Source organism: Martinezella dioscoreae, from assembly GCF_009176305.1.
GTDB classification, from domain to species: domain Bacteria; phylum Pseudomonadota; class Alphaproteobacteria; order Rhizobiales; family Rhizobiaceae; genus Rhizobium; species Rhizobium dioscoreae.
Genome location: NZ_BLAJ01000004.1, coordinates 220,996 through 246,659 on the forward strand (window position 1 = coordinate 220,996; position 25,664 = coordinate 246,659).

23 protein-coding genes are annotated in these 25,664 nt (G+C 59.2%); 12 read left to right on the top strand and 11 right to left on the bottom strand.

Annotated features, from left to right (window positions below; translation table 11 throughout):
- The first annotated feature begins 42 nt into the window (after window positions 1-42).
- The 7 genes from GDN47_RS18285 (at window position 43) to GDN47_RS18315 (ending at window position 7,244) form a co-directional block, all read left to right on the top strand.
- Window positions 43-1,467 (top strand): M20 family metallopeptidase, encoded by a 1,425-nt coding sequence (locus tag GDN47_RS18285; RefSeq protein ID WP_152093957.1) that lies wholly within the window; start codon window positions 43-45, stop codon window positions 1,465-1,467.
- Complete coding sequence (locus GDN47_RS18290; protein ID WP_113353352.1) at window positions 1,460-3,136, top strand: M28 family peptidase; 1,677 nt, start codon at window positions 1,460-1,462, stop codon at window positions 3,134-3,136. The genes GDN47_RS18285 and GDN47_RS18290 overlap by 8 nt, the downstream gene beginning before the upstream one ends.
- Before the next feature lie 58 nt (window positions 3,137-3,194).
- On the top strand, window positions 3,195-4,049 hold the full coding sequence (locus GDN47_RS18295) for a transporter substrate-binding domain-containing protein (RefSeq protein WP_113388765.1): 855 nt from the start codon (window positions 3,195-3,197) through the stop codon (window positions 4,047-4,049).
- 81 nt (window positions 4,050-4,130) lie between these two features.
- Window positions 4,131-4,850: an ABC transporter permease gene (locus GDN47_RS18300; RefSeq protein ID WP_152093958.1), complete on the top strand. Its 720-nt coding sequence runs from the start codon at window positions 4,131-4,133 to the stop codon at window positions 4,848-4,850.
- The gene (locus GDN47_RS18305; RefSeq protein WP_152093959.1) at window positions 4,850-5,590 is read left to right on the top strand and encodes an ABC transporter permease; all 741 of its coding nucleotides are present in this window, start codon (window positions 4,850-4,852) and stop codon (window positions 5,588-5,590) included. The genes GDN47_RS18300 and GDN47_RS18305 overlap by 1 nt, the downstream gene beginning before the upstream one ends.
- Window positions 5,587-6,354 carry an ABC transporter ATP-binding protein gene (locus GDN47_RS18310; RefSeq protein ID WP_113353350.1) on the top strand — a complete coding sequence of 256 codons (768 nt, stop codon included), beginning with the start codon at window positions 5,587-5,589 and terminating at the stop codon, window positions 6,352-6,354. The genes GDN47_RS18305 and GDN47_RS18310 overlap by 4 nt, the downstream gene beginning before the upstream one ends.
- A 32-nt stretch (window positions 6,355-6,386) precedes the next feature.
- On the top strand, window positions 6,387-7,244 hold the full coding sequence (locus tag GDN47_RS18315) for a transporter substrate-binding domain-containing protein (RefSeq protein WP_152093960.1): 858 nt from the start codon (window positions 6,387-6,389) through the stop codon (window positions 7,242-7,244).
- A 358-nt stretch (window positions 7,245-7,602) separates the two neighbouring features.
- Here the strand turns inward: GDN47_RS18315 and GDN47_RS18320 are convergent, their stop codons facing one another.
- Genes GDN47_RS18320 through GDN47_RS18330 form a run of 3 tightly spaced genes read right to left on the bottom strand, consistent with a single transcriptional unit; the run spans window position 7,603 to window position 9,320 of the window.
- On the bottom strand, window positions 7,603-8,538 hold the full coding sequence (locus GDN47_RS18320) for an NADP-dependent oxidoreductase (protein ID WP_233788492.1): 936 nt from the start codon (window positions 8,536-8,538) through the stop codon (window positions 7,603-7,605).
- Between the two features lie 56 nt (window positions 8,539-8,594).
- A complete protein-coding gene (locus GDN47_RS18325; RefSeq protein WP_113353348.1) occupies window positions 8,595-8,861 on the bottom strand; it encodes a hypothetical protein in 267 nt (88 codons plus the stop codon).
- A gap of 27 nt (window positions 8,862-8,888) precedes the next feature.
- Entirely contained in the window at window positions 8,889-9,320 is a 432-nt protein-coding gene (locus GDN47_RS18330) for a CBS domain-containing protein (RefSeq protein ID WP_113353581.1), read from the bottom strand.
- Window positions 9,321-9,603: 283 nt separating this feature from the next.
- Between GDN47_RS18330 and GDN47_RS32355 the strand changes: the two genes are divergently transcribed.
- On the top strand, window positions 9,604-9,801 hold the full coding sequence (locus GDN47_RS32355; protein WP_113353347.1) for a DUF2934 domain-containing protein: 198 nt from the start codon (window positions 9,604-9,606) through the stop codon (window positions 9,799-9,801).
- 125 nt (window positions 9,802-9,926) lie between these two features.
- The gene (locus GDN47_RS18340) at window positions 9,927-10,283 is read left to right on the top strand and encodes an avidin/streptavidin family protein (protein WP_152093961.1); all 357 of its coding nucleotides are present in this window, start codon (window positions 9,927-9,929) and stop codon (window positions 10,281-10,283) included.
- Between the two features lie 737 nt (window positions 10,284-11,020).
- Here the strand turns inward: GDN47_RS18340 and GDN47_RS18345 are convergent.
- The 4 genes from GDN47_RS18345 to GDN47_RS18360 all read right to left on the bottom strand — a co-directional run bounded on the left by GDN47_RS18345 (window position 11,021) and on the right by GDN47_RS18360 (window position 14,754).
- Window positions 11,021-11,794: an ABC transporter permease gene (locus GDN47_RS18345; protein ID WP_113353345.1), complete on the bottom strand. Its 774-nt coding sequence runs from the start codon at window positions 11,792-11,794 to the stop codon at window positions 11,021-11,023.
- Window positions 11,778-12,548, bottom strand: a complete 771-nt coding sequence (locus GDN47_RS18350) for an ABC transporter ATP-binding protein (protein ID WP_173002534.1) — start codon at window positions 12,546-12,548, stop codon at window positions 11,778-11,780. Before GDN47_RS18350 ends, GDN47_RS18345 begins: the two co-directional genes overlap by 17 nt.
- A 74-nt stretch (window positions 12,549-12,622) precedes the next feature.
- Window positions 12,623-13,624 (bottom strand): ABC transporter substrate-binding protein, encoded by a 1,002-nt coding sequence (locus GDN47_RS18355; protein ID WP_113353344.1) that lies wholly within the window; start codon window positions 13,622-13,624, stop codon window positions 12,623-12,625.
- Between the two features lie 47 nt (window positions 13,625-13,671).
- Window positions 13,672-14,754: a 4-oxalomesaconate tautomerase gene (locus GDN47_RS18360; protein WP_152093962.1), complete on the bottom strand. Its 1,083-nt coding sequence runs from the start codon at window positions 14,752-14,754 to the stop codon at window positions 13,672-13,674.
- Between the two features lie 110 nt (window positions 14,755-14,864).
- On the opposite strand from GDN47_RS18360, the gene GDN47_RS18365 reads away from it, so the two are divergent.
- Window positions 14,865-15,764, top strand: coding sequence for a LysR family transcriptional regulator (locus GDN47_RS18365; RefSeq protein WP_113331799.1), 900 nt, complete (start codon window positions 14,865-14,867; stop codon window positions 15,762-15,764).
- 253 nt (window positions 15,765-16,017) lie between these two features.
- Window positions 16,018-19,044 (top strand): alpha-mannosidase, encoded by a 3,027-nt coding sequence (locus GDN47_RS18370; protein WP_152093963.1) that lies wholly within the window; start codon window positions 16,018-16,020, stop codon window positions 19,042-19,044.
- Window positions 19,045-19,088: 44 nt separating this feature from the next.
- Here the strand turns inward: GDN47_RS18370 and GDN47_RS18375 are convergent, their stop codons facing one another.
- The 3 genes from GDN47_RS18375 to GDN47_RS18385 form a co-directional block, all read right to left on the bottom strand.
- Complete coding sequence (locus GDN47_RS18375; RefSeq protein ID WP_112338060.1) at window positions 19,089-20,111, bottom strand: ABC transporter permease; 1,023 nt, start codon at window positions 20,109-20,111, stop codon at window positions 19,089-19,091.
- Window positions 20,095-21,621 (bottom strand): sugar ABC transporter ATP-binding protein, encoded by a 1,527-nt coding sequence (locus GDN47_RS18380; RefSeq protein WP_371865522.1) that lies wholly within the window; start codon window positions 21,619-21,621, stop codon window positions 20,095-20,097. Before GDN47_RS18380 ends, GDN47_RS18375 begins: the two co-directional genes overlap by 17 nt.
- Window positions 21,622-21,782: 161 nt before the next feature.
- Window positions 21,783-22,769 carry a sugar ABC transporter substrate-binding protein gene (locus GDN47_RS18385; protein WP_113353341.1) on the bottom strand — a complete coding sequence of 329 codons (987 nt, stop codon included), beginning with the start codon at window positions 22,767-22,769 and terminating at the stop codon, window positions 21,783-21,785.
- A 320-nt stretch (window positions 22,770-23,089) separates the two neighbouring features.
- Between GDN47_RS18385 and GDN47_RS18390 the strand changes: the two genes are divergently transcribed.
- Window positions 23,090-24,097: a LacI family DNA-binding transcriptional regulator gene (locus tag GDN47_RS18390; RefSeq protein WP_113353340.1), complete on the top strand. Its 1,008-nt coding sequence runs from the start codon at window positions 23,090-23,092 to the stop codon at window positions 24,095-24,097.
- Window positions 24,098-24,243: 146 nt separating this feature from the next.
- Here the strand turns inward: GDN47_RS18390 and GDN47_RS18395 are convergent, their stop codons facing one another.
- Complete coding sequence (locus GDN47_RS18395; RefSeq protein ID WP_113353339.1) at window positions 24,244-25,374, bottom strand: helix-turn-helix domain-containing protein; 1,131 nt, start codon at window positions 25,372-25,374, stop codon at window positions 24,244-24,246.
- Window positions 25,375-25,664 lie beyond the last annotated feature (290 nt).

Genomic DNA, 25,664 nt, shown 5'->3' on the forward strand with positions numbered 1-25,664 from the left:
GTACCAATTTAGTATCCATTATATGAGGCGGATGGCAAGTCCATGCAAAATTCCGAGGCGGTCTGGGACATTGTCGAAAGGAAAAGCGCGGAATTCTTCGCGCTTAGCGATCGGATCTGGGACATTCCTGAAACCAACTACCTGGAATACAGATCCGCCGAAGAACATGCCGCGATGCTTGGGCGTCAGGGGTTTCGTGTCGAGCGCGGCATCGCCGGCCTGCCGACGGCTGTCATGGGCGAAGCGGGCGAGGATGGTTCGGTCATCGCGATCCTCGGCGAGTTCGATGCGCTGCCCGGATTGAGCCAGGAAGCCGGTGTCGCGGAAGAGCGGCCTCTGGTCGATGGCGGCAATGGCCATGGCTGCGGCCATAACATGCTGGGCGCCGGCTCGATGCTCGCGGCGGCCGCGGTCAAGGATTTCCTCGCGGAAAACGGCCTGAAGGGCAGGGTGCGCTATTACGGTTGCCCGGCCGAGGAGGGTGGATCCTCCAAGGGCTTCATGGTTCGTGCTGGCGTTTTCGATGATGTCGATATCGCGATCTCCTGGCATCCGGCGGCCTTCGCCGGCGTCAACAATCCCATTTCGCTCGCCTGCAACGAGATCAATTTCCATTTTTCCGGCCGTGCCTCGCACGCTTCTGCCACGCCTCATCTTGGCCGCAGCGCGCTGGATGCGGTCGAGCTGATGAATGTCGGTGTCAACTACATGCGCGAACACATGCCGTCGACGGCGCGCATCCACTATGCCGTCACCGATACCGGCGGCGCGGCCCCCAATGTCGTGCAGGCGCGCGCCACCGTGCGTTATCTCGTGCGGGCGCGGACCCTGCCGGAACTCCTTTCGCTGGTCGCCCGGGTCAAGAAGGTGGCCGAGGGTGCCGCCTTGATGACAGAGACGACGGTTCGCAGCGAGATCATCAGCGGCGACGCCAATCTCGTTGGCAATACACCGCTCGAGGAATGCATGTTCGCGCAGCTGAATCGGCTCGGGCCGCCCGTGTTTGACGACGCGGATCGCGAGACCGCGCTGAAGTTTCAGCAGACCTTCAGCGCGGAGGATATTGCCGCTTCCTACGGCCGATTTGCATTGAAGCCGAAGAAGGGCCAGGCGCTCTGTGAGGAAATCTTTCCGTTGAACGGCGGCGATGGCACCCTGGTCGGCTCGACCGATGTCGGAACGGTCAGCTGGGTCGTCCCGACCGTGCAGATGCGCGGCGCCACCTATGCGATCGGCACGCCCGGCCACTCCTGGCAGCTCGTCGCGCAGGGCAAGCTGCCTGTCGCTCACAAGGGCACCGAACATGCCGCCAAGGTGATGGCGAGCACGGCCGTCGAACTCATCCGCAATCCCGCGCTCATCGCGGCCGCCAAGGAAGATCACAAAGCACGCCTCGAAGGTACGCCCTTCGTCAACCCGATCCCGGACGATGTCGAGCCGCCGCTGCCGGAGAAGGCCAATGGCTGAGGCCGGTCTGAAGCCCGATCGCGCGCGCTTGATGGCGCATATCGGCGAATTCGCGCGCCGAGTAAAGCTTTCGGGCACGGCCGAAGAGCTGGAAAGCTTCCGCTATCTCCAGGCTGAGATGGACGGCTTTGGCTATCGCACGCGGCTTCTGTCGCACGATGCCTTCATCAGCTTGCCACGTGCCGCCACGGTTGAGATCGATGGCGAGAACCTTCGTTGCATCACGCATTCCATGTCGATCTCGACACCAGCCGCGGGAGTAACCGGCAATCTCATCCATGTCGGCGAGGGAACCGAAGCCGATTTCGCCGGCAAGGATATCGCCGGCAAGATCGTCCTGGTCGATGGTATCGCGACCGAAGAAGTGGCCGCGCTTGCGAGTGCTTTCGGCGCGCTCGGCGAACTTCACATCAGTCCGAACGAGCATCTCTATGAGATGTGCGTCTCCCCGGTCTGGGGCAGCCCGTCGCAACACACGCGCGACAGGCTGCCGACGACCGTCATCTGCTCGATCGCTAAGGATGATGGCGGCCGCCTGCGTGAAAGGCTTGCGCGCGGAGAGGCGGTGACTGCAACGCTTTGCGCGGAGGTGGACACGGGTTGGCGCAAGACGCCGTTGCTTGTTGCCGAGCTTCAACCGAAAGGCGACGATGGACCTTTCGTCCTGTTTTCCGGCCATCATGACACCTGGCATTTCGGGGTCATGGACAATGGCGGCGCCAATGCGACGATGCTCGAGGCGGCGCGCCTGCTCGCGCTTCGTGCCTCGGAATGGCGCAGGGGCTTGCGCATATGCTTCTGGTCCGGTCATTCCCATGGCCGCTACTCCGGCTCAGCTTGGTACGCCGACGAGTATTTCGACGAACTCGATCGCCGCTGCGCCGTCCATGTCAATGTCGATTCCACCGGCGGCGAGGGTGCTACCGTCCTCACCAATTCCGGTGTGATCGACGAACTCAGGCCCTTGGCTGCGGATGTGATCGAGCGTGTGACCGGACAGAAACACGCCGGCAGGCGTCATGGCCGCGCCGCGGATCAGTCCTTCTGGGGCATCGGTATTCCCTCGATGTTCGGCAGCCTCAGCCATCAGCCGCCGGGACCCGTCAAGATGCTGACGGCGCTTGGATGGTGGTGGCATACGCCGCACGACACCGCCGAACATATCGATCCGGACAATCTTTGCCGGGACACGGCGATTGTTCTCGAAGTTCTCTGGCGGCTGCTGACTTTGCCCGTCTTGCCGCTGGATTACACTCAATATGCCGCCTCCCTCGACGAGCAGATTGGGCAATTGCAGGCAGCGCTTGCCGGCCGTCTCGATATCTCCGGCTTGTCCCGGGCCATAGAAGACTTGCGCGTCAACGCAAATTCGCTTCTGCAGGTGAGGGATCCCAAGCCGGAACGAGCGGCGCGGATCGATGCCTCGCTGATGCATGCCGGGCGGCATCTGGTGCCGCTGAACTATACGAGCGGCGAACGCTTCCATCCTGATTCCGCGCTGCCGCACGTCGCCTGGCCCTCTCTGGAAGGGCTGCGCTCGCTGGCGAGACTGGATGAGGGCGCGCAGGATACCGCTTTCTACGTCGTTCACGCGCGTCAGACGAGAAATCGCATCGCTTACGCGCTGCGGGAGGCCAATGCCGCCCTGCGAGCGGCTCTGGAGAACTGACGCCGAGAATACCGGATCTGACAAAAGGCCGCTTAGGCGGCCGAAAAGGGGAACGAAGATGAAAAACAGAAAAATGCTTGCCGCCGTATTCGGCATGATTGCCTCCCTTGCTCCGCTGACCGCCGGCGCCAAAGACTGGACGCAGGTGAAGGTCGGCATCGAAGGCGCGTTCCCGCCGTGGAACCTGATGGATTCAAGCGGCAAGCTTGCCGGCTTCGACGTCGATCTCATCAACGATCTCTGCAAGCGCGCCAAGGTCGATTGCGAGTTGATCGCCGGCGAATGGAACGCGATGATCCCAAGCCTGAATGCCGGCAAATTCGATCTGGTGATGACGCTCGGCATCAACGATAAGCGCAAACAGGTGGTCGATTTCACCGTACCCTATGCGAGCGGTGTCGCAAGCTTCCTGCTCGTGAAGGATGGATCGGTTTCACCTCTCCCGATGACGGGTGAGCGGCTCAATCTCAACGACAAGGCGAAAGCGGATCCGGTGATGGCGGAGATCGGCAAGGCCTTGAAGGGCAAGACGGTCGGTGTCGTCCAGTCGACCAGCCAGGAGCAGCTGATCAATTCCTATTTCGGATCCGATGTGACGGTGCGTGCCTATAAGAGCTCCGGAGAGCGCGATCTTGATCTCAAGGCAGGCCGCATCGATGCCGGCTTCGACAGCGGCGTCTATGAAACCTCCGTACTCGCCAAACCCGGCAACGACGATCTGATGATGTCCGGCCCCCTGGTGAAGGGTGCGATGTTGGCAACGGAGGTCGCTCTCGGCATGCGCAAGGGCGAGACCGATCTGAAGGCGAAATTCGACGATGCCATCAAGCAAGCGGCCAAGGATGGCACGATCAAGCAGCTCTCGGAAAAATGGAGCAAGATCGACCTGACGCCGACCTTCGAGGCCAATTGAGCGCGTCCCGCATCCACCGTTCCCGGCCGAGGCTAAGACCATGACTTCCCCTGCGCACATCCATTCTTTCAGGTCAAGCGGATGAACCAGCCAACCCTATTCGACCTTGCTGGCTTCGGTCCGGATGGCTGGGGTCATGCTCTCCTGGCCGGCGCCTGGATGACCATTCTTGTCGCGATTTCCGGCTATGCAGTCGGCGCCTGCATCGGAACGCTCGGCGCGTGGGGCAAGATCGCCGGCAACCGGATTGCACGCGCCACGGCGGATGCCTATACGACGGTTCTTCGCGGCATCCCCGATCTGCTGGTCATCTATCTCTTTTACTTCGGCGGCAGCGCGGTCGTCACGGCCATCGGTAAGATGTTCGGAGCGGAGGGCTTCCTCGGTTTTCCGGGTTTCCTCGCCGGTTCCCTGGCCGTCGGCGTCACGTCCGGTGCGCAGTTCACGGAGGTGCTGCGCGGCGGGTTCAAGGCCGTGCATCCCGGTGAGATCGAGGCCGCCATCGCCTGCGGAATGCCGCGCTGGCTGCGCCTGCGCCGGATTATCGCGCCGCTGACCTTGCGTCATGCGCTGCCGGGGCTCGGTAACGTCTGGCAGGTTGTTCTCAAGGAGTCGGCGCTGGTCTCGATCACTGGCGTCGCCGAATTGCTGCGTCAGGCGCAGGTCGGCGCGGGCTCCACGGGACTGCCGTTCGATTTCTACCTGATCGCAGGGGTGATCTATCTGATGATCTCGACCCTATCCAGCCTGATCATCCAGCAAGCAGAGCGCCATCTGTCGCGCGGTGTGAGGAAACGCTGATGGATTGGCAATTCCTTGAAGAGACTTTCGTGAGCCTTGTCGCGGCGATCCCGTTGACGATCGAACTCGCGGTGACGTCGATCTGCCTCGGCGCCATCCTCGCATTGCTTCTGGCGCTTGCTCGCCTATCGGGCGTCACCGTCCTCGACTGGTTTGCCCGGCTCTACGTTTTCGTCTTTCGCGGCACGCCGTTGCTCGTCCAGATCTTCCTGATCTACTACGGTCTCGGCCAGTTCCCCGTCATCCGTCACAGCATTTTCTGGCCATTTCTGCGCGATCCCTATTGGTGCGCCGTCCTGGCGCTGACACTGAATACCGCGGCCTACGCCAGCGAAATCATCCGCGGCGGTCTGCTCTCGGTGCCGCATGGGCAGGTGGAGGCTGCGCGCGCCTGCGGCATGCATCGACTCATGATGTTCCGGCGCATCATCCTGCCGCTTGCCATCCGTCAGGCGCTGCCGGGCTACGGCAACGAGATGATCTCGATGGTGAAGGCGACATCGCTTGCCTCGATCATCACGCTGATGGAAGTCACGGGCGTCGCGGCGAAGATCATTTCGGAGACCTACCGCGCCATCGAGGTCTTCGTCGTTTCAGGTGCCATCTACCTGGCGATCAACTTCGTGCTGACACGCCTCATCCAGTTTGCCGAGTATCGGCTGAGCCCGCATCTGCGCCCGCCCGTGCCGGTGACGCACGATACCGCCGCCGAGGCGGCCCCCGTAGGAGATCCGCGATGACTGCCACGCCAATCGCACTCAGCGTGCGCGACATGCACAAGAGCTTTGGACCGATCGAGGTGCTCAAGGGTATCTCGCTCGATGCGCTGGAAGGCGACGTCGTCTCGATTCTCGGTTCTTCAGGCTCCGGAAAATCGACATTCCTGCGATGCATCAATTTGCTGGAGACGCCCGATTCCGGTGAGGTGACCGTGGCGGGCGAAACGATCCGCATGCAGCGCACAGCCCGCGGCGCCCATCGTCCAGCCGATGGAAGGCAGGTCGATCGCATCCGTTCCCAACTCGGCATGGTGTTCCAGAGCTTCAATCTCTGGTCCCACAAGACGGTGCTCGAGAACGTGATCGAGGCGCCCGTCCACGTCCAGGGCCGTTCGCGCGCCGAATGCATCGAGGAAGCGGAAGCGCTGCTCGCCAAGGTCGGCATCGCCGACAAGCGCAATTTCTACCCGGCTCATCTTTCGGGGGGCCAGCAACAGCGCGCGGCCATCGCGCGCGCCCTCGCCATGCATCCGAAGGTCATGCTGTTCGATGAACCGACATCGGCGCTCGACCCCGAGCTCGTGGGCGAGGTCCTGAGGGTCATGCGCGCGCTCGCCGAGGAGGGACGCACCATGCTCGTCGTTACGCATGAGATGGGCTTTGCGCGCGATGTCTCGAGCCGCGTCATCTTCCTGCACAAGGGCGTCGTCGAGGAAGACGGCAAGCCGCAGGATGTCTTTGCCGGTTCACGTTCCGAGCGCTTCCGCCAGTTCATCAGCCAATAATTTCAAGTTCAATCACAATGGGGAACTCGATCATGAAATACCTGACCGGACTTCTAACCGCGCTCATAATGGTCGCCACGTTCGCGACGGCGAGCGTCGTGCGCGCCGAGGACAAAAAGTGGACGCATGTCACCATCGCGACCGAAGGCGCTTTTCGTCCATGGAATTTCACCAAGGCGGACGGCAGCCTGGACGGATATGAGATCGAACTGATCAAATATCTCTGCGATCACATGAAAGTCGAATGCACGACCGTCATCCAGCCCTTCGACGGCATGATCCCGGCACTCAATGCGGGTAAATTCGACGCGATCATTTCCGGCATGTCGGCGACCGCCAAGCGGGAGGAGGTCATTGCCTTTAGCGATTCCTACGGCACCACCGGCCAGACGTTCGCAACCCTGAAGGATTCCCCGCTTGCCGATCTTCCCATGAAGGGCCAGGTGTTTTCCGTCGCGACGGATGAAGCCGGCGCGGTCAAGGCGCTGAAGGAACTCGAACCGATGCTCAAGGGCAAGACGATCGGCGTGCAGACGGCATCGATCGCGGCAACCTTCCTCGACAAATATCTGAAGGGCGTCGCCGATATTCGCGAATACAAGACCACCGAGCAGCATGACCTCGACCTGAAGGCCGGCCGCGTCGATCTCATCATGGCGTCGATGGCCTATCTGTCGACGGCCGCGGCAAAACCCGGCAATGAAGATATGACCGTGACCGGACCGCGCTTCCAAGGCGGCCTCCTCGGCCGGGGCAGTTCCGTCGGTCTGCGCAAGGACGACACCCAGCTGAAGGCGATGTTCAACGATGCGATCGCGGCGGCAAAAGCCGACGGTACGATCGCGAAGCTGTCTCAGAAATGGTTCGGCTTCGACGTGACCCCGAAGTAAATCCAGAGCGAGGCTAAACGGTCGCCCCCGCTGCATGCCTTTGATCGTGCCGGGCAACCGCAGCGAAATGCTCTTTCAAACCTGTCATCCCGATGACGCGCAGGTCATCGGGATGATCTGGATGGCCGGCTCAGGCGCGTCGGCGAGATTTGCCTGGGTGCCAAGGCGATTATTTGGCCGTCAGGCGGCGTTATTGCAGTCGGATCGAGCTAGGCGTTCTCGATCGTCCTTGCATTGACGGAATGGAATTCCAGAATTGCACGACTGCTGTGCAACCACACCGGACAGCTTGGTCTACCATCACCCTTCCGATCGGTTGAAATAAGTCCGGTGTCGGCAATCCATCTATCTTCGCCGATCAGTCCACGCTCAGAACGATTTTTCCTTGGACGTGCTCGCTTTCCAGGGTTCGTTGAGCGTCTGCGGCCATATCAAGCGGAAAAACCTTGTGAAGCAGGACTTTGACCTGCCCTTGTTCTATCAGATCGACGATTTCATGAAGCTGGCCCGCATTCGGCGTGGCCATATAGCCGGCAACCCGAATATTACCGGATACGGTGTCCGGTCGTTCCGGCTCGCCTAGTGTCGACACCAGAACGCCTCCGTTCTTGATAACTTCGAACGAGCGCTTTTGTGTTTCACCCCCGACAAGGTCGAAGACCATATCGACGGGATCGAGCATATCCTCGAAACGTTCGGACTTGTAGTCGATGACCTGATCCGCGCCAAGGCGCCGGGCAAGATCGATGTCCAGCCCCGAAACAGTCGTTGCGACCCAAGCTCCCTTGGCCTTCGCGAACTGGATCGCGAAATGGCCCACGCCTCCACCCCCTCCATGGATCAGAACCCGCTGCTCGCTTCGAAGGCGGCCATGATCAAACAATCCCTGCCATGCGGTCATGGCGGCGAGCGGAATGGCCGCGGCTTCCTCGAAACTGATCGAGGATGGCATTTTCGTGAGCAACGCAGCCGGAACGGCGACATATTCCTCGTAGCCGCCCCGCTTCGTGTCGAGGAACGCGATTACGCGATCGCCGCTGGCAAAGCCGGTTGCTTTGCGACCAAGAGCCTCGACAGTGCCCGCGAGATCGCGTCCGGGAACGATCGGCAGGTCATCTTGCTTGACCGCGGGATAGCCACCCTTGCGGATCTTCCAATCGACAGGATTGACACTTGCCGCCGCGACCCTGACCAAAATCTCGTTTTCACCGGGGGAGGGCCGTTCGATCTGGTCAAGCCGCAAGACATCGGCATCGCCGAACTCATGCATTCTAATGGCCATCATCTTGGGCATGTTAAACCGCCTTTCCAGGAATTATGGCTGTCGCCGGCGTAAGACCGCCGCCGACATCACGACCGATTGATGAATTTATTGAAGCGACTTTCGCGACCGTCCTCCGTCTCTTCCTGATGGAGGAACGCCAACTTGTTATCGTCGAAGATCCGGAAGAATTCGTCCCAGCCGATTTCTTCGAAGTTTTGCTCGGGCTCACCAAAATCGATCCGCAAAAGGCCGCCATTGCCGCCGGCGCTTTTCACACGTGATGGACGGCCGTCTCTTGCTTCCACCCATTTACGGATTGTTTCATGGTCCGTGGTTGTTTTCGATGCGGACATGGCGTCGTTCCTTCGATAATTGCTGGTTCAGGTCTGCGAATGCGCTCCACCGGGTCTGGAGATTTCGGCGAGCGCGGGACCGGCGGACCCATCAGCCATGGAAACAGCGAGATCTCCGAGCGAGAGTATGCCGACCAGCCGCTTGTCTCGGTTGAGCACCGGCAGCCGCCGCACCTGGATGTTCCCCAGGTTTGTCATCACGTCGTCGACATCATCGTCTTCGAAGCAGTATTTAACTTCTGCCGACATCACGTCACTGATCCTGGTGTCGGGTCCCTTGCCGCGTGCGACAGCGCGGACTGTAATGTCGCGATCCGTGATCATGCCCACGAGCTTGTCGTTCTCGCCGACAGGAAGAACGCCGGCATCCAGATCGGCCATCATGACCGCGGCGTCGCGAATGGAATGATTAGGATTTGCGACGCGCACGTCGCGCGTCATTGCTGCGTTCACTTGCATGTCTCTGTCCTCCTTGAAAGAGAGACCCCAACTCGCGTGGGCATCCAGAGTTCCTTCATCGGAGCAAAGGCAGCTGAAAAATGCATCGCCGACTGCCAAAGCGGAACTTTCAGCCATGCCTCCTGAGCTTGCGCCATCTTCGGCGAGCCACCACCGCGCGCTCAACCTGCACGCGCTTCTCCGCAATAAATTATCCAGAGGGAACTTTCGATTTCCTGGTCGATTAGATCGCCGACGCCGTCCAAGCTTTAGAAATCCGCATTCAACATCAAGGAGCAAGTCAATGGATGATGATGAAGCCAAGCGCCGCGAGCGAGCTTATAGGATCTGGGAGGAAGAAGGGCGGCCCGACGGACGCGATCTCGATCATTGGCAACGGGCCGAAGAGCAGCACCAAGAGACGGAACGCGAAGCCGAAACATCTCCGGTCTCTAAAGGCAAAGGGAAAAAAGCAGCCTATGGGCGTCCTATTCGTGAATAACGCTCCGTAAGTCTGCCGGGGTCTGTGTGAGGATTGTCGAGGAATTCGGTTGACCAGACGTCCGGAACAGGCCCGCAACGCCTGATCGACTTGCCGCCCACAAAAACGTCAAGGAGACATCCATCATGAGCTGGACTGGAATTTGGCGCAATCAATATGGCTCGACGGTCAAGATCACCGACGAGCAGGATGGTTTAATCAGAGGGACATTCAAGACCGCGCTGCAAGACAGTGTCTTTTTTGGCTCCGAGTTGCCGGTGGCTGGCGTTTGGTTCGATGATTGCATAAATTTCGCTTTTGGAATGGCGGGCGAAGGTTCGACCACCATCTGCTCATTCACCGGAATGTTGCGCGAGAAAAAGCTCCAGACGATCTGGCATGTTGTGACCAGCAAGAAGCCCGAGCAATCCGGTAGGGCGCGAAAGCTCGGTTGGGCTCATTCCGTGCAAACCAACGCCGATACGTTCGAGCAAATATCCTAGTGTGCGCCGCGGAGTGTCGGTTCCAGCCGGACGTTGCGTATCAGCATCCCAAGAGCGAAGGGAGTTGATGCGCTATCCTCCCTCCAGTCCGACCCGCCCACGGCTTAGAGCCTGAGCTTAATTCAGCCGCAGCAAGAGGTCGTTGTATTTCGATTTTCTTCCATGAGCCATCGATTGCGCGACTTATAGCTCGCTGGCCGGGCGCCGGCTCGATCATGTATCCAATCGGCCTTTGTAGCCTGTGGCATCGGACTCCGGCCCACATTTGCGGTCTTTTACGAGTGAGGACCCTTTTCCCACGCGTGCAATACAATCCTCGCGGTTGGTTCTCCGTATCAGCGCTTGCCCTAAACGATGGGCTGGCGATAGAAGCTCACCGACGCGCTTTAAAGGCGGGATGAATTCGGAGCCATACGCCATCTCAGTGGCTTGCGAACCCTACCAGAAACTGCTCGGATCGTTGTCCCGTAATGGGCGCCCACGAGCTTCATCATTTTGCCGCTCATGAATGGAGTCCGACGGAAACAAAGCCGTTCCGCGTGTAACGCGCAATCAGCCTTAAGTTGGAGAGAGCGAGCGATAGAGTCCGATGTTCGCCACGCCTCGGTCTCTTCCGACGCTGACAATCGTCTCAGAGACCCTCTTGCCGATTTCCGTATCCGGCCTCGTTGCGGCGAACCGCGAACATGTGCGGATACATGCTCGCCGGTTTCCTTCTCTCTCCGACCGTGGCGCAATTAGGTGGTCCGTTCCGCCGCGCGGGGACGCCACTTGATCAGGCGAGCTTCGACGAAATCCAGGACGAGATCGATCAATAGGACGAACACCGCCAGGATGAAGATGCCCGCGAAGACGCCGACGGCATCGAAGTTACCTTCCGCCTGCGCGATGAGGTATCCCAGGCCGGCCGACGCACCCAGATATTCACCGATGATGGCGCCGACGACCGCGAACCCCACGGATGTTCGAAGCGAAGACAGAATCCAGCTCGCCGCGGCCGGGAAATAGACGTGACGCAGGAGCTCGGACTTCTTCGCGCCGAGGATACGGGCGTTCGACAGCACGACGGGATTGACTTCACGCACGCCCTGCATTGCGTTGAAAAAGGTCACGAAGAACACGAGCGTGACGGCGAGCGCCACCTTGGACCAGAGCCCCAGACCGAGCCAAAGGACAAAGATCGGAGCAAGGACCACGCGCGGAATGGCGTTCAGGCCTTTGATGAATGGATCGAGGATTCGGGCAGCCGAGCGCGACAGGCCGAGCCATACTCCCGCAGCCACGCCGAGAGCCGTGCCGATAACGTAGCCGAGCACTGTTTCGGTCAAGGTAATGGTCACATGCTTGAAGAAGCTGGGATCGGCAACCCATGCGAACACCTGCTTTATGATATCGACGGGCGAGGGAAAGAAGAAGACATCGACCACGCCGAGGTTCACGCCGATCTCCCAACCGCCGACGATCATCAGCAGCAATGCCAGTTGGGTAAGTCTCTCAGTCATGGCGTTCATAGCTTTTCTCCACTTCACCGCGCAGGGAAGCCCAAATATTGCGATAGAGGTCAGTAAAACGGGGATCGAGCTTGATCTCCGCGACATCGCGAGGACGCTCCAGATCGACAGGGAAACTGTCGATGACGCGCGACCGGGGACCTGACGCCAGAACCACGACACGATCCCCCAGGGCAATCGCTTCCTCGAGATCATGCGTAATCAGAACCACAGCCCGCCGCTCTTCCTGCCACAGGCGAAGCAGTTCATTTTGCATGAGATGCCGGGTATGAATGTCCAAGGCGGAGAATGGCTCGTCCATGAGGATGACTTTCGGCCCCGTTATCAGCGCCTGCGCCATTTGCACACGCTTACGCTGGCCGCCGGAAAGCTGATGCGGATAGCGGTCCTCAAAGCCTTTAAGACCGACCTTGGCCAGCCATTTGAGGGCCCGCTCCCGGCGCTCGCCAGCGCCGACACCTTGGAACAAGGGGCCTAGTTCCACGTTCTCGATCGCGGTTTTCCAAGGGAATAGCGCGTCCTGCTGAAATAGATAGCCGATGTTATTCTGGACGCCCGAGACCACGCCGCCATCAATCGAGACCGAGCCCTTTGCCGGCTTGAGAAGGCCGGCGATCGCATTCAGGATCGTGCTTTTGCCACAGCCGGTCGGCCCCACGATGGCGACGAATTCGCCATCGGCCACCGTCAGATTTACATCCTGGACCGCGACGAAGGAGCCAAAGGACATGGTGACATTTTCGATTGCCACCATTGCCTTGGACGCCGCCGCTGCATGAGGTGTCTGTGTTGCCGGCTTTAAGGCTGTCACGGACATCTTAACCTCCCTTAGTTCGATGCCGTCGCCGGCACCTTCGCTACAAATTCGTTGGTATAGGTCTTGGAAAGGTCGATCTTGGCAGCCTTGACCTTGTCGTTGAACGACGTCAGGACATCGAGAGGCGTCTTGATATCTTTTTCGTCGAGCAGCCCGTCCGTGGAAAAGATCTGCCGCGCGTTTTCAACTGCCTTGATATACGTCTCCTTGTCGCCCGAAATGAATTCCGGCGGAAGCTTTTCGACAATCTCCGCGGCGCTATGCGTCTTCATCCATTGAAGCGCCTTTACCGTTGCATTGGTGACCTTCTGAATGGTCTCCGGATTCTTGGAGATGTAGTCCTGCGTGGCGTAAAGGACCGATGTCGGATAGATGCCGCCATAGATTTCCTTGGCGCCATCGTCATTGCGGGCGTCGATCAGGATCTTTCCGACGCCCTTCTCGACAACGAACGTCGCCGCGGGATCATAATTGACGAGCAGGTCGATCTTGCCCTGCTGAAGAGCCGCCACTGCCGCGGCGCCCGATCCGACGCCGATGATCGAAACGTCGTTCGCCGAGAGCTTATGCCGCTGAAGATAGTAGCGAATAAAGAAATCCGACGACGATCCCGGAGCGGTGATTCCGATCTTGGCGCCCCTGATCGTTTGCGGATTTTTCGGATCGAATTTCGCGTCCTTGCCGCCAGCTAGAACGAGCCCGGAATTGCGCCCAAGCTCCACGAAGGCGACAACGTGCTTGTTCTGCGACTGCATCTGAATCGTATGGTCGTAAAAGCCGACAGCGACATCCGTCGAGCCGGCAACCAGGGCCTGCAAGGTCTTCGATCCGCCTGACGCGAAGTTTTCAACGGTAACCTCCAGCCCTTCTTTCTCATAAAGACCCAAGCCCTGCGCGACCGGGAAAGGCAGGTTGTTGAGGTTGTAGGAACCGACGCTTATGCGAACAGGTTCCGCCAAAGCCGTTCCGGACAGCGCTACCGCTGCCGCGAGTGCGAGAATAAGCTTTTTCATTTGATCTCCTCCATTTTGGCACCCTCCCGGCACCATAGGTTGATTGATTATGCTGCACAAACCAGCGTTTTGGCAGGCTTTGCAAAGACATGGCCCTCGAACAGCCTGCGCGCCGTGCGAAGAATCCCGGCGACGAGCTTCCCATCCCGCAACTGCAACTTCACGTCCAGATGGCCGCTGGGATGTTCGATGGAAAGCACGATAGGCGGTGTTTGAACGCCGATAAGGCGGGATGCGACGGTGTTTTCGCTTACACAGGCCGTTGCGATCCCGACAGCGCCTGTCGTCGCCAGTGACGGATGGCATTCGTTCGGCATGAAGTAGCGAACGTTCAATGCGCCGCCTTGTCGGGCGGGAGAGATGAGGACCGGTTTCGGAGTGACTTGACCGCGAACGTCACCCATTCCCATTTTCTCGCCGGCGAGGATGCGAAGGTCTTGCAGCCGTTCGATCAACGAATGATTGCTGTTCAGTTCGGCAGCGCTCTCGTATCCGGTCACGCCAAGCGAGGCTGCCTCGATCAGGAGCATCGGCATCGCGCAATCGATACAGGTCACATCGATGCCGGCGATCGTCTCTGTCGATTTGCCGCTTGGAAAAAGCTCACCCGTTCGCGCACCCGCCGCATCCTTGAACGTGAGCGCGATCGGAGCGGCCTGACCGGGTACGCCGTCAATTCTCGCGTCGCCGAGATAGGCGACCGCACCATTCGGCGTCGGAACCTCGGCTTCGATCATCTTGCCGGTGTTGACGTTGAAGATCTTGACGAGGGTGGTGTCTCCCGCGACCGGGACAAGCCCCGCCTCTATCGCGAACGGCCCAACAGCCGCCAACATGTTCCCGCAATTGGGTGAGGTATCGACGATCTGCCTGTCGACACGAACCTGCGCGAACAGATAGTCCACATCAGCACCGGGCACCGTTCCCGGTCCGCATATGGCAACTTTGCTGGTGACCGGATTTCCTCCTCCGATACCATCGATCTGAAGCGGATGCCCCGAGCCCATCACGGACAAAAGCACCTGATCCCGCTCGGCCGGGTCCTGTGGCAGGTCCGACGCCAGAAAGAACGGGCCTTTCGAGGTGCCACCCCGCATCAGGACACACGGTATGGAGAGTAAATCATTCATGCGTTTTTCTCGCCATATGATGTGATTATCGTATTAATTCGCCTTGTTATTGCTATTATGGAATTAATGATTGATATGTGAAATGCTAAAATCGAGGACATTGATACGAAATGAACATCAATTGTGAGATCCTTGACCTTAGAGCCTTCCTCGCCGTGGTCGAGCTGCAGGGCTTTCATCGCGCGGCCGATCAGCTGAACATGTCGCAACCGGCGCTCAGCCGCCGCATTCAAAAGCTGGAGCAGGCGATCGGCGCGCCGCTGCTGGAAAGGACGACGCGCCATGTCGCGGCCACCGCTCTTGGAACCGAACTCGTGCCTCTGGTGCAGCGTATGCTCGAAGAATTCGACGGTTCGCTGTTTTCGATGCGGGAACTGGGAGCCAAGCGCGGAGGCCTGGTAACGATTGCATGCCTGCCGACGGCAGCATTTTATTTCCTGCCTTCCGTCATCCGCCAGTTCAACCATGAATATCCGAATATCCGGCTTCGGATCCTCGATCTGACTGCGACCGAAGCACTTCAGGCTGTGGCGCGCGGCGAAGTCGAATTCGGAATCAATATTATGGGAAGCTCGGACAGCGATCTGGTCTTCGAGAGGCTAGCGGAAGACCCGTTTGTCCTGGCGGCCAAGCGGGACCATCCGCTAGCGGAAAAGAAAGAGGTCCGATGGCAGGATCTCGAGCCTTATCCCCTCATTACGGTTCATCGCTCGAGCGCCAACAGGACTTTGCTCGATGCCGCTCTGGCCAGATCCAACATCAAGCTCAACTGGTTTTACGAAGTGACCCATCTTTCCACATCGCTCGGCCTAGTGGAGGCGGGGCTCGGGATTTCCGTGCTGCCGAAAATGGCGACCCCCCAGGGAGAACATCCCTTCCTGATCACGCGTCCCATCAGAAACCCCGAGATCTCGCGCACCATCGGCATTGTGCGCCGCCGCGGAGGCACCTTGTCCCCCGCTGCAGAGCATTTCATGCGCATGCTGATCGGGGCGTGGCGACAGATTTAGGGCACTTCTCTATTCCGCGTGTTAAGGTCAAGCGCTGGTAGCGGCTCGGTGCAGTTCGAACGTGTCCGGGTCGAGGCACACAAAACTCTTGCAACTTATTTCCGTACGCCTTGACGCCAAAACAAAGTTACTTAATCTAAACCTGGGCTATGCGATCCGCTGGGAGGGAGAGGGGCGCGGGGCCGGCGATCAACTCGCGCTGATTTATTTTCTCCCCCGTCGTCAGTTGCCGATTTCCCGATAGGATCCGCCAATGTCCCTCACTATTGCCCAACGCCTTGATCGCCTGAAAGTCCGCACTACGGAGCTTGCGCATTGGCGCGACAGGAAAAGTCTCGCGATCGACGGCTGGACCTTCGATGGGGAGCCGATTGCGCATCATCAGGACTGGCCGCATCGTGAAGGGACGGTTCGCTTTGCCGCCAAGGCAACGGGGCCGCGGGACTGGCCGCTTGAACAAACCCGCCTGCAGCTCGATCTTGGCGGCGAGAGCCTGCTGACGCTGCGTTACCCTGATGGCGAAGCGGAGACCTTCGGTCTGGACCCCTATCACCAGGAGTTTCCGATCAAGGGTCGCGACTTCCAGATCACAACCGAGAGCGTCGCGCGTTTTCCCTTCGGCGAGCCCAATAGGGCGCCGAAGCTGAACAAGGCGCGATTGATCTGGCTGGATGAGGCCGTCCACCGGTTGCATCTTCTGCTGCAGCAGATCGGCGAGGCTGCCGATATTCTCGATGGCCATGAAGCGGTGCCGCATCTGATCGATGCCGCCGAACGGGCGCTGCGCAGTCTCGACTGGCCATCGGAGACATCAGCCTATATCTCGCGCACCGGAGGGGCGGCAATGCAGCAGAAGATCTGGGAGCTGCCGGAACTTCAGGGCGATCCGGCCGGTCTCAGCGACGCGCAGAGCGCTTCCGCCGCCGCTGCTTATGATCGCCTGCTGGCCCAGCTGAAAGAGCTTCAGGCGCGTTTCCCGCAAAATGGCGAGCTGCTGCTGACGGGCCATGCCCATATCGATCTGGCCTGGCTTTGGCCCTATGGCGAGACGCGTCGCAAGATGCGCCGCACCTTCAATACAGCGCTTTCGCTGATGGAACGCTCCGACGATTTCCGCTTCAATCAATCGACCGCCCAATATTATGCGCAGATGGAAGAGGACGATCCGGAACTGCTCGAGCGCATTAAGAAGAAAGTTACCGAGGGAAAATGGGAAACCGTCGGCGGCATGTGGGTCGAGCCGGATACCAACATGCCGACCGGCGAGAGCCTCGTGCGCCAGGTTCTCTATGGTCAGCGCTATTTCGAAAAGCATTTCGGCCTGCGTCATAGCGTCTGCTGGCTGCCGGATTGTTTCGGCTTCTCAGGTGCCTTGCCGCAAATCCTGCGGCTTGGGGGCATCGATAGCTTCTTCACGATCAAGGTGAACTGGAGCGAAACCAATCACATTCCGTCCGATCTCTTCTGGTGGAAGGGGCTCGATGGCAGCAAGGTGTTGACCCATACATTCGACAATCCCATGCAAGGCTACAACGGCTTCGTGCAACCGGATTGCTTCGTGCCGACCTGGAAGAATTTCCGCGGCAAGATCCAGCACGACACCTCGTTGCTGGCCGTCGGCTACGGCGATGGCGGTGGAGGCGTCACGCCGGAGATGGTCGAGCGTGAGGTACAGCTGCGCGACTTCCCGGCGATCCCGAAGGCGCGCTGGGGGACGGTAAAGAGTTTTTACGAAAAGGCGCACCTCACCGCTAAGGACAAGGAACTTCCGGTCTGGGATGGCGAAATCTACCTCGAACTCCATCGCGCAACGCTGACGACGCAAAGCGGCGTCAAGCGCAAGCATCGCCAGGCCGAACGCGCCCTGATCACGGCGGAGACGCTGGCCTCGCTCGCCCATATGTTGGGCGCCGTCAAACCTCAAAGTCTTGAGGCCGATTGGCGCGTCGTTCTGAAAAACGAGTTTCACGATATCCTTCCCGGATCGAGTATTCGCGAGGTCTACGTGGATGCCGAGCGGGAACTTGACGACGTAATCGGCAAGGCCAAGGCGGAGCAGGCAAGTGCCCTGGAGACGCTGTCGGCCCATCTTCCTCTTGGCGGGGTCGCCGATGCGCTTGTCGTCGTTAACCCGTCTTTGTCGGCGCGCCCGCTCACCGCATTGCTGTCTGATGGAACGGTTCTGGCCTCCGCTGATCCCATCGCGCCTCTTTCCGTCGCGGTCTTCGATCGCGAGGCGATAAGGCCGGCCGGGGTTCTGAAAGCCGATAGCAATCACCTCGAAAACGAGCATTTGTCTATCGTCATCGGTCAGGACGGAGCCGTCTCGAGTCTTGTTCACAAGGCAACGGGGCGGGAGGCGATCGAAGGGGCCGCCAACCAGCTCTGGGTCTATCCCGCCGACAAGCCACGTAACTGGGACGCCTGGGACGTGGACGCAGATTATGCCGAGAAAGGCATCCGGCTCGAACAGCCGGAGAGCATTGCCTTGGTCGAGGAGGGGCCGCATCGTGCAGCGATCCAAGTTGTCTATCGATATCGCAACTCGACCGTGACCCAGTTGTATGTTCTGACGGCCAATGCCCGGAGACTGGATATCGAGACGACCATCGATTGGCATGATCGGCGAACGCTGCTCAGAACCCTGAATCCGGTCGCCGTGCGGTCGCGCACAGCGACTTTCGAATGCGCCTTCGGGGTCGTGGAGCGGCAGACGCATACCAACACCTCGTGGGAGCAGGCGATGTTCGAGGCGGCGGCACACCGCTTCGTCGATCTGAGCGAGCCCGGTTTCGGCGTTGCCTTGCTCAATAATGCCAAATACGGTCATAGCGCCCGCGGCAATGTCATCGGCATGAGCCTCGTGCGCTCGCCGATCTATCCCGACCCACTCGCCGACGAAGGCCAGCAGCGCTTCACCTATGCGCTGATGCCGCATGAGGGCGCCTGGTATGAAGGCGGAGTTCTATCGGAGGCGATCGATCTCAACCAGCCGTTGGTCAGCATGGAGGCAAGCGGTCTTGCGGCAGGCACCTTGTCGCCAATTGACATCGAAGGTACGCCGGTCGCCTTCTCAGGCCTGAAACCGGCCGAGGAAGGGGAGGGCCTTATCCTGCGGCTTTACGAACCGGCCGGTCGGCGCGGCCGTCTCTCTCTGACACTGCCGTCGGGATGGCAGGCTTCGGGGCCGCTAAACATCCTCGAAGAGCCAATGGAGCGCGCAGGCCCTGCCGATATCATGCCGTTCGAAATCCGGACATGGAAGTTGCAGCGGACCTGACGACAGATTAATTCGGCGCCTACCTGCTCCAAAGAGCCGCCCTGTCAGCGGCTCTCCAGGATCCGCATGAGCCGGCCGCGATAGCTGTCGAGAATGACTGCGAGCACGATGACGGCGCCGATGACGATCGGCTTGATGTTGTCGTCGGCGCCCAAGAGCTGCAACCCCGTCGACAGCACCTGCAGAATACAGGCGCCAACCAGTGTCCCGATGATCGAGCCCTTGCCGCCGGATAGGCTGGTGCCTCCGATAATCACGGCCGCGATGGCGTTCAATTCATAGCCAATGCCGGCGACCGGACTGCCGACATTGAGGCGTAGCAGATAGACCATGGCGGCAATGCCGGCGGTCAGTCCGGAGATGGTGAAGACCGCTATCTTGTATTTTTTCGGTTCATGGCCCGAGAGGCGGACCGCCTCCTCATTGGTGCCGATCGCGAAGACGAAACGTCCGAATACGGTGTAGCGCAGCACGAACCAGCCGATGAGGACGACGACGATCGCGATCAGGAAGATCGAGGGAAGAACACCCCAGAAAATCAGATTGCCGAAATCGACGAAGGGCTGCGGCAGGCCGGTGATGGTGGAGTTGTCGCTGACGACACGCGCAAGGCCGCTCGCGACGTTGAGCATGCCGAGCGTGACGATGAAGGATGGAAGTTTCCACTTCTCGCATATCCATCCATTGATGGCGCCCAGGATCGCGCCGGCCCCCATCGAGGCGAGCGATGCAAGAGCGATCGCCTGCCACGGAGAAAACCGCGGATCGATCATGATCGTCGCGCCGATGACCGTGCAAAGTGCCAGCAGCGATCCGACGGAAAGATCGATGCCGCCCGTGAGGATGACGAAGGTCATGCCGGCGGCAAGCACGGTGTTGATAGCGATCTGCACGAAGATCTTCAGGAAGTTCTCCGGCGTCGCGAAATAAGGCGCCGTCAGTGAGAAGAAGATCAAGATCAGGACTAGGGCGATAGCGACGCCGGCCTCTTTCATCGAGATCCGGATGAGCTTGTCCCAGACGCTGGCCTCTTTCGCCTCGGTCGTCTTTTCAATGTTGCCGGACACGACTGTACTCCTTGTAAGCGAGCGAGAGGATCCTGCTCTCGTCAAATTGCTCTCGGGGTATTTCCCCGGCTATCTTGCCGTCCGAGAAGACGATGATGCGATGGCAAATGCTCATCAGTTCCGGCAGGTCCGAAGATACGACGAGGACGCCTTTCCCCTCGGCGGCAAATTTCCACAGGAGCTCGTAGATCTCCGCCTTGGCGCCGACATCGATGCCTCGGGTCGGCTCGTCGAAGATCAACACCTTGGGGCCGCGAAACAGCCATTTGGCGATGACGACTTTCTGCTGGTTGCCACCCGAAAATGTCCTGACGGCCTGGTGGATGGATGGTGTCTTTATCCGCAATTCACGCACGAGGCGCTGCGCGGAATCATCCTCCGCCTTGCGCAAAATCAATCCGTTGCGGGAGATCTTACCGAGATTGGTGATGGTGCTGTTTTGCGCGCAGCTCATATCGAGCATGAGACCTTGAATCTTGCGGTCTTCGGTCGCGAGACATAGTCCTGCGGTTACGGCGTCCCTGGGCGAGGCAATCTCGACCGGCTCGCCGTCTATGCGGATTTCGCCGGCCGCCTTGATATCGGCGCCGAATATGGCCCGGACCGCCTCGGTGCGGCCGCTGCCGACAAGCCCGGCAATGCCGACGATCTCTCCCTTGGCGACGGAAAATGACAGCTCCGGGCTATGGTTCGTCACTTTGAGGCCGGAGACGCCGAGCGCCTCGCCGGAGATGGCGCTGTCGCCGCGAAAGGCGTCATGCTGCGCGAGTTCGCGCCCGACCATGAGTTCGACGATTTTTGGAATTCCAAGCCCTTCGAGCGGCCGCGTCATCACATGCTGCCCATCGCGCAGGATGGTCACGTCATCGCCCACCTCGAAGATCTCTTCGAGCCTGTGCGATATGTAAAGCGTGGTGACACCGCGCGCCTTCAGTCGCTTCAGAATCTCAAAGAGGCGGTCGACTTCTTTCGAGGTTAGGGTCGCCGTCGGCTCATCGAGGACGAGAAGCTTGCTTTCGTTGGAGAGCGCCCTGGCGATCTCGAGAAGCTGAAGCTGGGCGACGCTCAAGCTGCCAGCAAGCGTCGTCGGCGCCACGTTGAGGCCGACTTCCGCCAGCAGTTCCGTCGCCCTGGCATTCATTTGCTTATAATTTACCAGGCCGTATCGGCGCGGCAGATGCTCAAAGAGCAGGTTTTCAGCAACGGTAAGATTGGAAAGTGGGTGCAGCTCCTGGTGAATGACCCGGATGCCCGCCTGGAACGCTTCCAGCGGAGACGACGGATGATAGGCTTTGCCGTCAAACAGGATGCGGCCATCATCCGGCTTGAAGACGCCGCCAAGCAGATTGATCAGGGTCGATTTGCCGGCGCCGTTTTCGCCAAGAAGAATGTGACCCTTGCCACGACCGATCTCTATCGAGACATCCTTCAGGGCCACGACGCCCGGGAAGCGCTTGCCTATTCCTTCCAACTTCAGGATGGCGTCATCTACAGTCTCTGGCACGTCCACCTCATCAGCGTTTCCGTTTTGAATCGGAGATGGCGATCTTCCTCGCGCCGCCTTCCGCTGGGCCTAACGCCTCGCGGTAAAAGGCCGACTAGAAGATCGATCGGAAAGTGGATGCGCCGGCAAATGCCAGCACATCCTTATCCGCAAGGCTGGTTTATCGACTATTTGAGATCCTTGGCGGTGACGAGTGTCACATCCGTCTTGACCCAGCCGGTGAATTTTTCGCCGGCATATTCGCGAAGGCCATACTTGATGCCCATGGCCGCCATTTCCGCGCCGTACTGTTCGACGGTCGCCAGCATCTTGCCGTCCTTGAGCAGCGGCTTGACGGACGGAATATTGTCGAAGCCGACGACCTTGATCTTGCCCGCCTGGCCTGACGCGTCGAGAGCCTTGACCACGCCAAGCGCCATGGAGTCGTTGGCGGCCATGACGCCCTGAATATCCTTGTACTTGGTGAGGAAATTCGTCATCACGGTGTTGGCTTCTTCCGTCTCCCAATGCGCGGTCTTGCTGTCGAGAAGCTCGAGCTTGCCGTTCTTGATGGAGTCCATGAAGCCTGCCTTGCGCTCCTTGGCATTGTCGGCCTCGGGATTGCCTTCGAGGATCACCACCTTCGCGCCGGGACCAAGATCCTTGGCGAGCGCATCGCCTGCAAGCTTGGCGCCGGCCGTGTTATCCGGCCCGAAGAAGGCGAGATCGATACCGGCCGCCTTCTTGGCATCGGCATCGAGCGGCACGTCGATGTTGATGACCTTCACGCCAGCTTTCACCGCCTTTGCGAGCGGCGTGGCCATGGCCTTGGAATCGGCCGGCGCGACGACGATGATGTCGTATTTCTGCGTCACGAAGTTCTCGACCGCATCGACCTGGGCCGCGAAGTCCCGTTCGTCCTTCATGCCGACGGCCTTGAAGTCGAACTTATCCTTGTTTTCGGCCGCATATTTGTCGGCGCCGGCCTTCATCTGTTTGAAGAACTCATTGGATAGAGACTTCATGATCAGCCCGACTTTCGGCTTGCTGGCGGCAAAGGCGGGCGACACGCCGCAGGACAGCGCGAGCGCCAGGGTGCCGGCAAGCCCCAGTTTCAGCGCCGTACGCCGCTTGGTGTTGATCAAGACGGATTCGCGTTTTTTAGAATTGGTCATTTCTTTCCTCCCGAACGGTCCTGAGCTCAGCTCCACCTGAGTTGTCTGCGACAATGAACCGTTTCCACGTATATTGGGTATCATGCCGCCAGGAATTGTCAAGGCACCGATTTTGCGGTGAAAAACAGGTGAATTTGGAGCTTTACCGGTCTCGGAAGATGGGTATGATGAACCGTTTCCATCGAGCCGGCGTTGCTTTTGCGGTGGGGGATCGGCTTGACATGAAGCCCTTTGACTAAGGCGGCAGAGACCATTAGCTGAGAGGCTGCTCAGGCGCCTCCATGGTCCGGAAGGTGAAATGAAGGGATATTGGTTCCGTTATGCCGAAGGTTGGAATTCGAGACGTTGCCAAGCTGGCGGGGGTTTCCACCGGGACCGTCTCAAGGGTTTTGAATGACCATCCTTCCGTGACGGATGAATTGAGGGCACGGGTCAGAAGCATCATCGAAGAGCTCGGATATACGCCCGATCCTTCTGCCAGAAGCATGCGCGGCAAGGTCAGCCGTCTCATCGGCATCATCATTCCCGATCTCACCAATCCCTTCTTCTCGGAACTCGTCCAGTCCGCGGAGCAAGCGGCGGCGAAGCATGGCTATAACATCATCGTCATGACCTCTTTCGATCACGCGGCCAAGGAAGCGGATCGCATCGGTCAGCTGACAAGTCGGAAGGTGGACGGCATCATCCTTGTTCCGAGCAATGATTTCCATGCGCTCAAGCCGCCGAGGGGCCTGCCAATCGTCATCGTCGACCGCCTCCTGCCGGGATATTCCGGCATTGCCGCCGATCATCGCAGCGGCGTGCGCCTCGGCGTCGAGCATCTTGTGAAGCTTGGCCATCGCCGCATCGGCTTCATTTCGGGTCCCAAAGACTCCGTCCCAGCCAATGATCGCCTCCGGGGCTATCTCGATGCGATGAAGTTGGCCGGCGATGGCGAGCAGAACGCGGCGCCGCTGATCGCGGAAGCGGCTTTCGATTATGAAAGCGGGCGGTCCGCTGGAAACTATCTTCTCGCGCGCGCCCGCCACGAGCGCCCAACTGCCATCTTTGCAAGTTCCGACCAACAGGCGATCGGTTGCATGCGTGCAGCCCATGATTTGGGGATCCCAATCCCGGCTGCCCTTTCCATCGTCGGCTTTGATGGTATTCCGCTCGCGAGCATGACAATACCACGCCTGACCACAGTGAAGCAGCCGATTCAGGAAATAGCGGCAGCGGCGGTCGCCGTTTTGTTGGGCAAGCAGGATGCCCCGGCGCTCGGCAAACCACTCCTGCTGGCCTGTGAGATTACTCAGGGGGAAACAACGTCCTCACCACAACCGGATTAAAAGATGATGCCGTGGTTGTGGATGACACTACACCTAAATATTGATGAACTACATGCATGTCTTTATCCGCTATTGTCCGTGAGACATGTGTTCAGCAGCGTCCGAACTGCGTCGAAATTGTCTTGCCACTGCATTGTTTGTACCCGTCAAATACCCAGTGTATTAAGCCAGTCGCTGAAGCTGGATGTCTTCGTCACGCGTGGTAGATGCTCTACCTTGCATTCCCCGCTATGCCTGCGGACTTCGCTTGGGCTGTAGCCGAATTCATGTGTGAAGGCCCTGCTGAAGTTGGCTGCCGATTCGAAGCCTAGATTACTTGCGATATCTGCAATTTTCTGACCATTGTTCAGGTCGGCTAGTGCTGCGCGTGCGGCCAGGAGGCGCCTTCTGCGCACGTAGTTTAACACGCCACCCGATGCCTGGAACAATTCGTACAGTCTGGTTCGGGAGATTGCCAATTCACGGCTCAACGCTTCCGGCGTGAGCTCCGCTGATCCGAGATTGCTCTGAATAAAGCGACGCGCTTTCGTCATCAGTCCGATCTCGGAGCTGCGATCGCCGATCGCATGGCCATCCACCAGCGGCGTGACGCTATGAAATATCATCTCTTGCAGCTGGTTGCGTACACTGTGCAGATCATCCCTCGTCAAACGGTTGAGGTTCGCTTCGAGAAAAGCGATGTAGTCGGCCAGCAGCTTGACGCGCGCGCCCCCCAGGACGATGTTGTTGCTTGCTCCAGGCAGTCCGCCATGATCGGCGAACAAATCGCAAGGTAGAATGAGGGTAACGGATTGCGCGCTTATGGTGCGGCCATAAAACGGGCAGCCAAGTGCCCGGATTTCCATCATCCCGGGCTCGTTTTCGACCACATGTCCATTGACGCTGGTCCATGTCTTGCCCGTGCGCAGGAATGTGATTTGCCAATGATCTATGGCGCTGAAGCGTAGTTTCTCCGGAGAGCGTTCATAGCTGAAGGCTGGCGTTTGCTGCTGGATGAGAAGCGCCCCTTCAAGATTCCAGACGGTTTGAGATGCCACGAAACCTTCTCCGGCCTGGCCGCTTTCGGGAAGATACGCGTCTATCAGCGGCGCCATATGCTTCTGCCAAGCCGGGAATTGCTGACTGGGAGCCTCATGGGACGTGGAGAATGGCAGTGACACGAGCTCTGGCACATCCGTGGTCTTGCCGCAAATTGGAGCTTCGGAAATGCGGGGCCACCGGCGCCTTTCGACAAAAGCTGGTTGTCCGGCTGTAGTCTCGGTCTTGTTCCACATCATCGTGGCGGCCTTTCGACAAAACGTGCCAAATCGGCTGGCAGTCGCGGCGGTATCCTTACCGCGGGCGGATGGAGGGGACGGGCCCCTATAGGTGATCGACGCCCAAAATGGGTCGCGCGCGGAAAGTACAGGCCTTGTCCGGTTACGATCTTTCCCAATTGTCGCAAAACAGCCTGAATTTCAGTCCATCCGGGCGCCCGCCGGTTGGCGGACGGACATAAGGAAAGTGATCGTTTCATGTCTTGAGCAAAGAATTCTGCCTCGCGGTGCGCCTTGGCCGGCAAACCAAA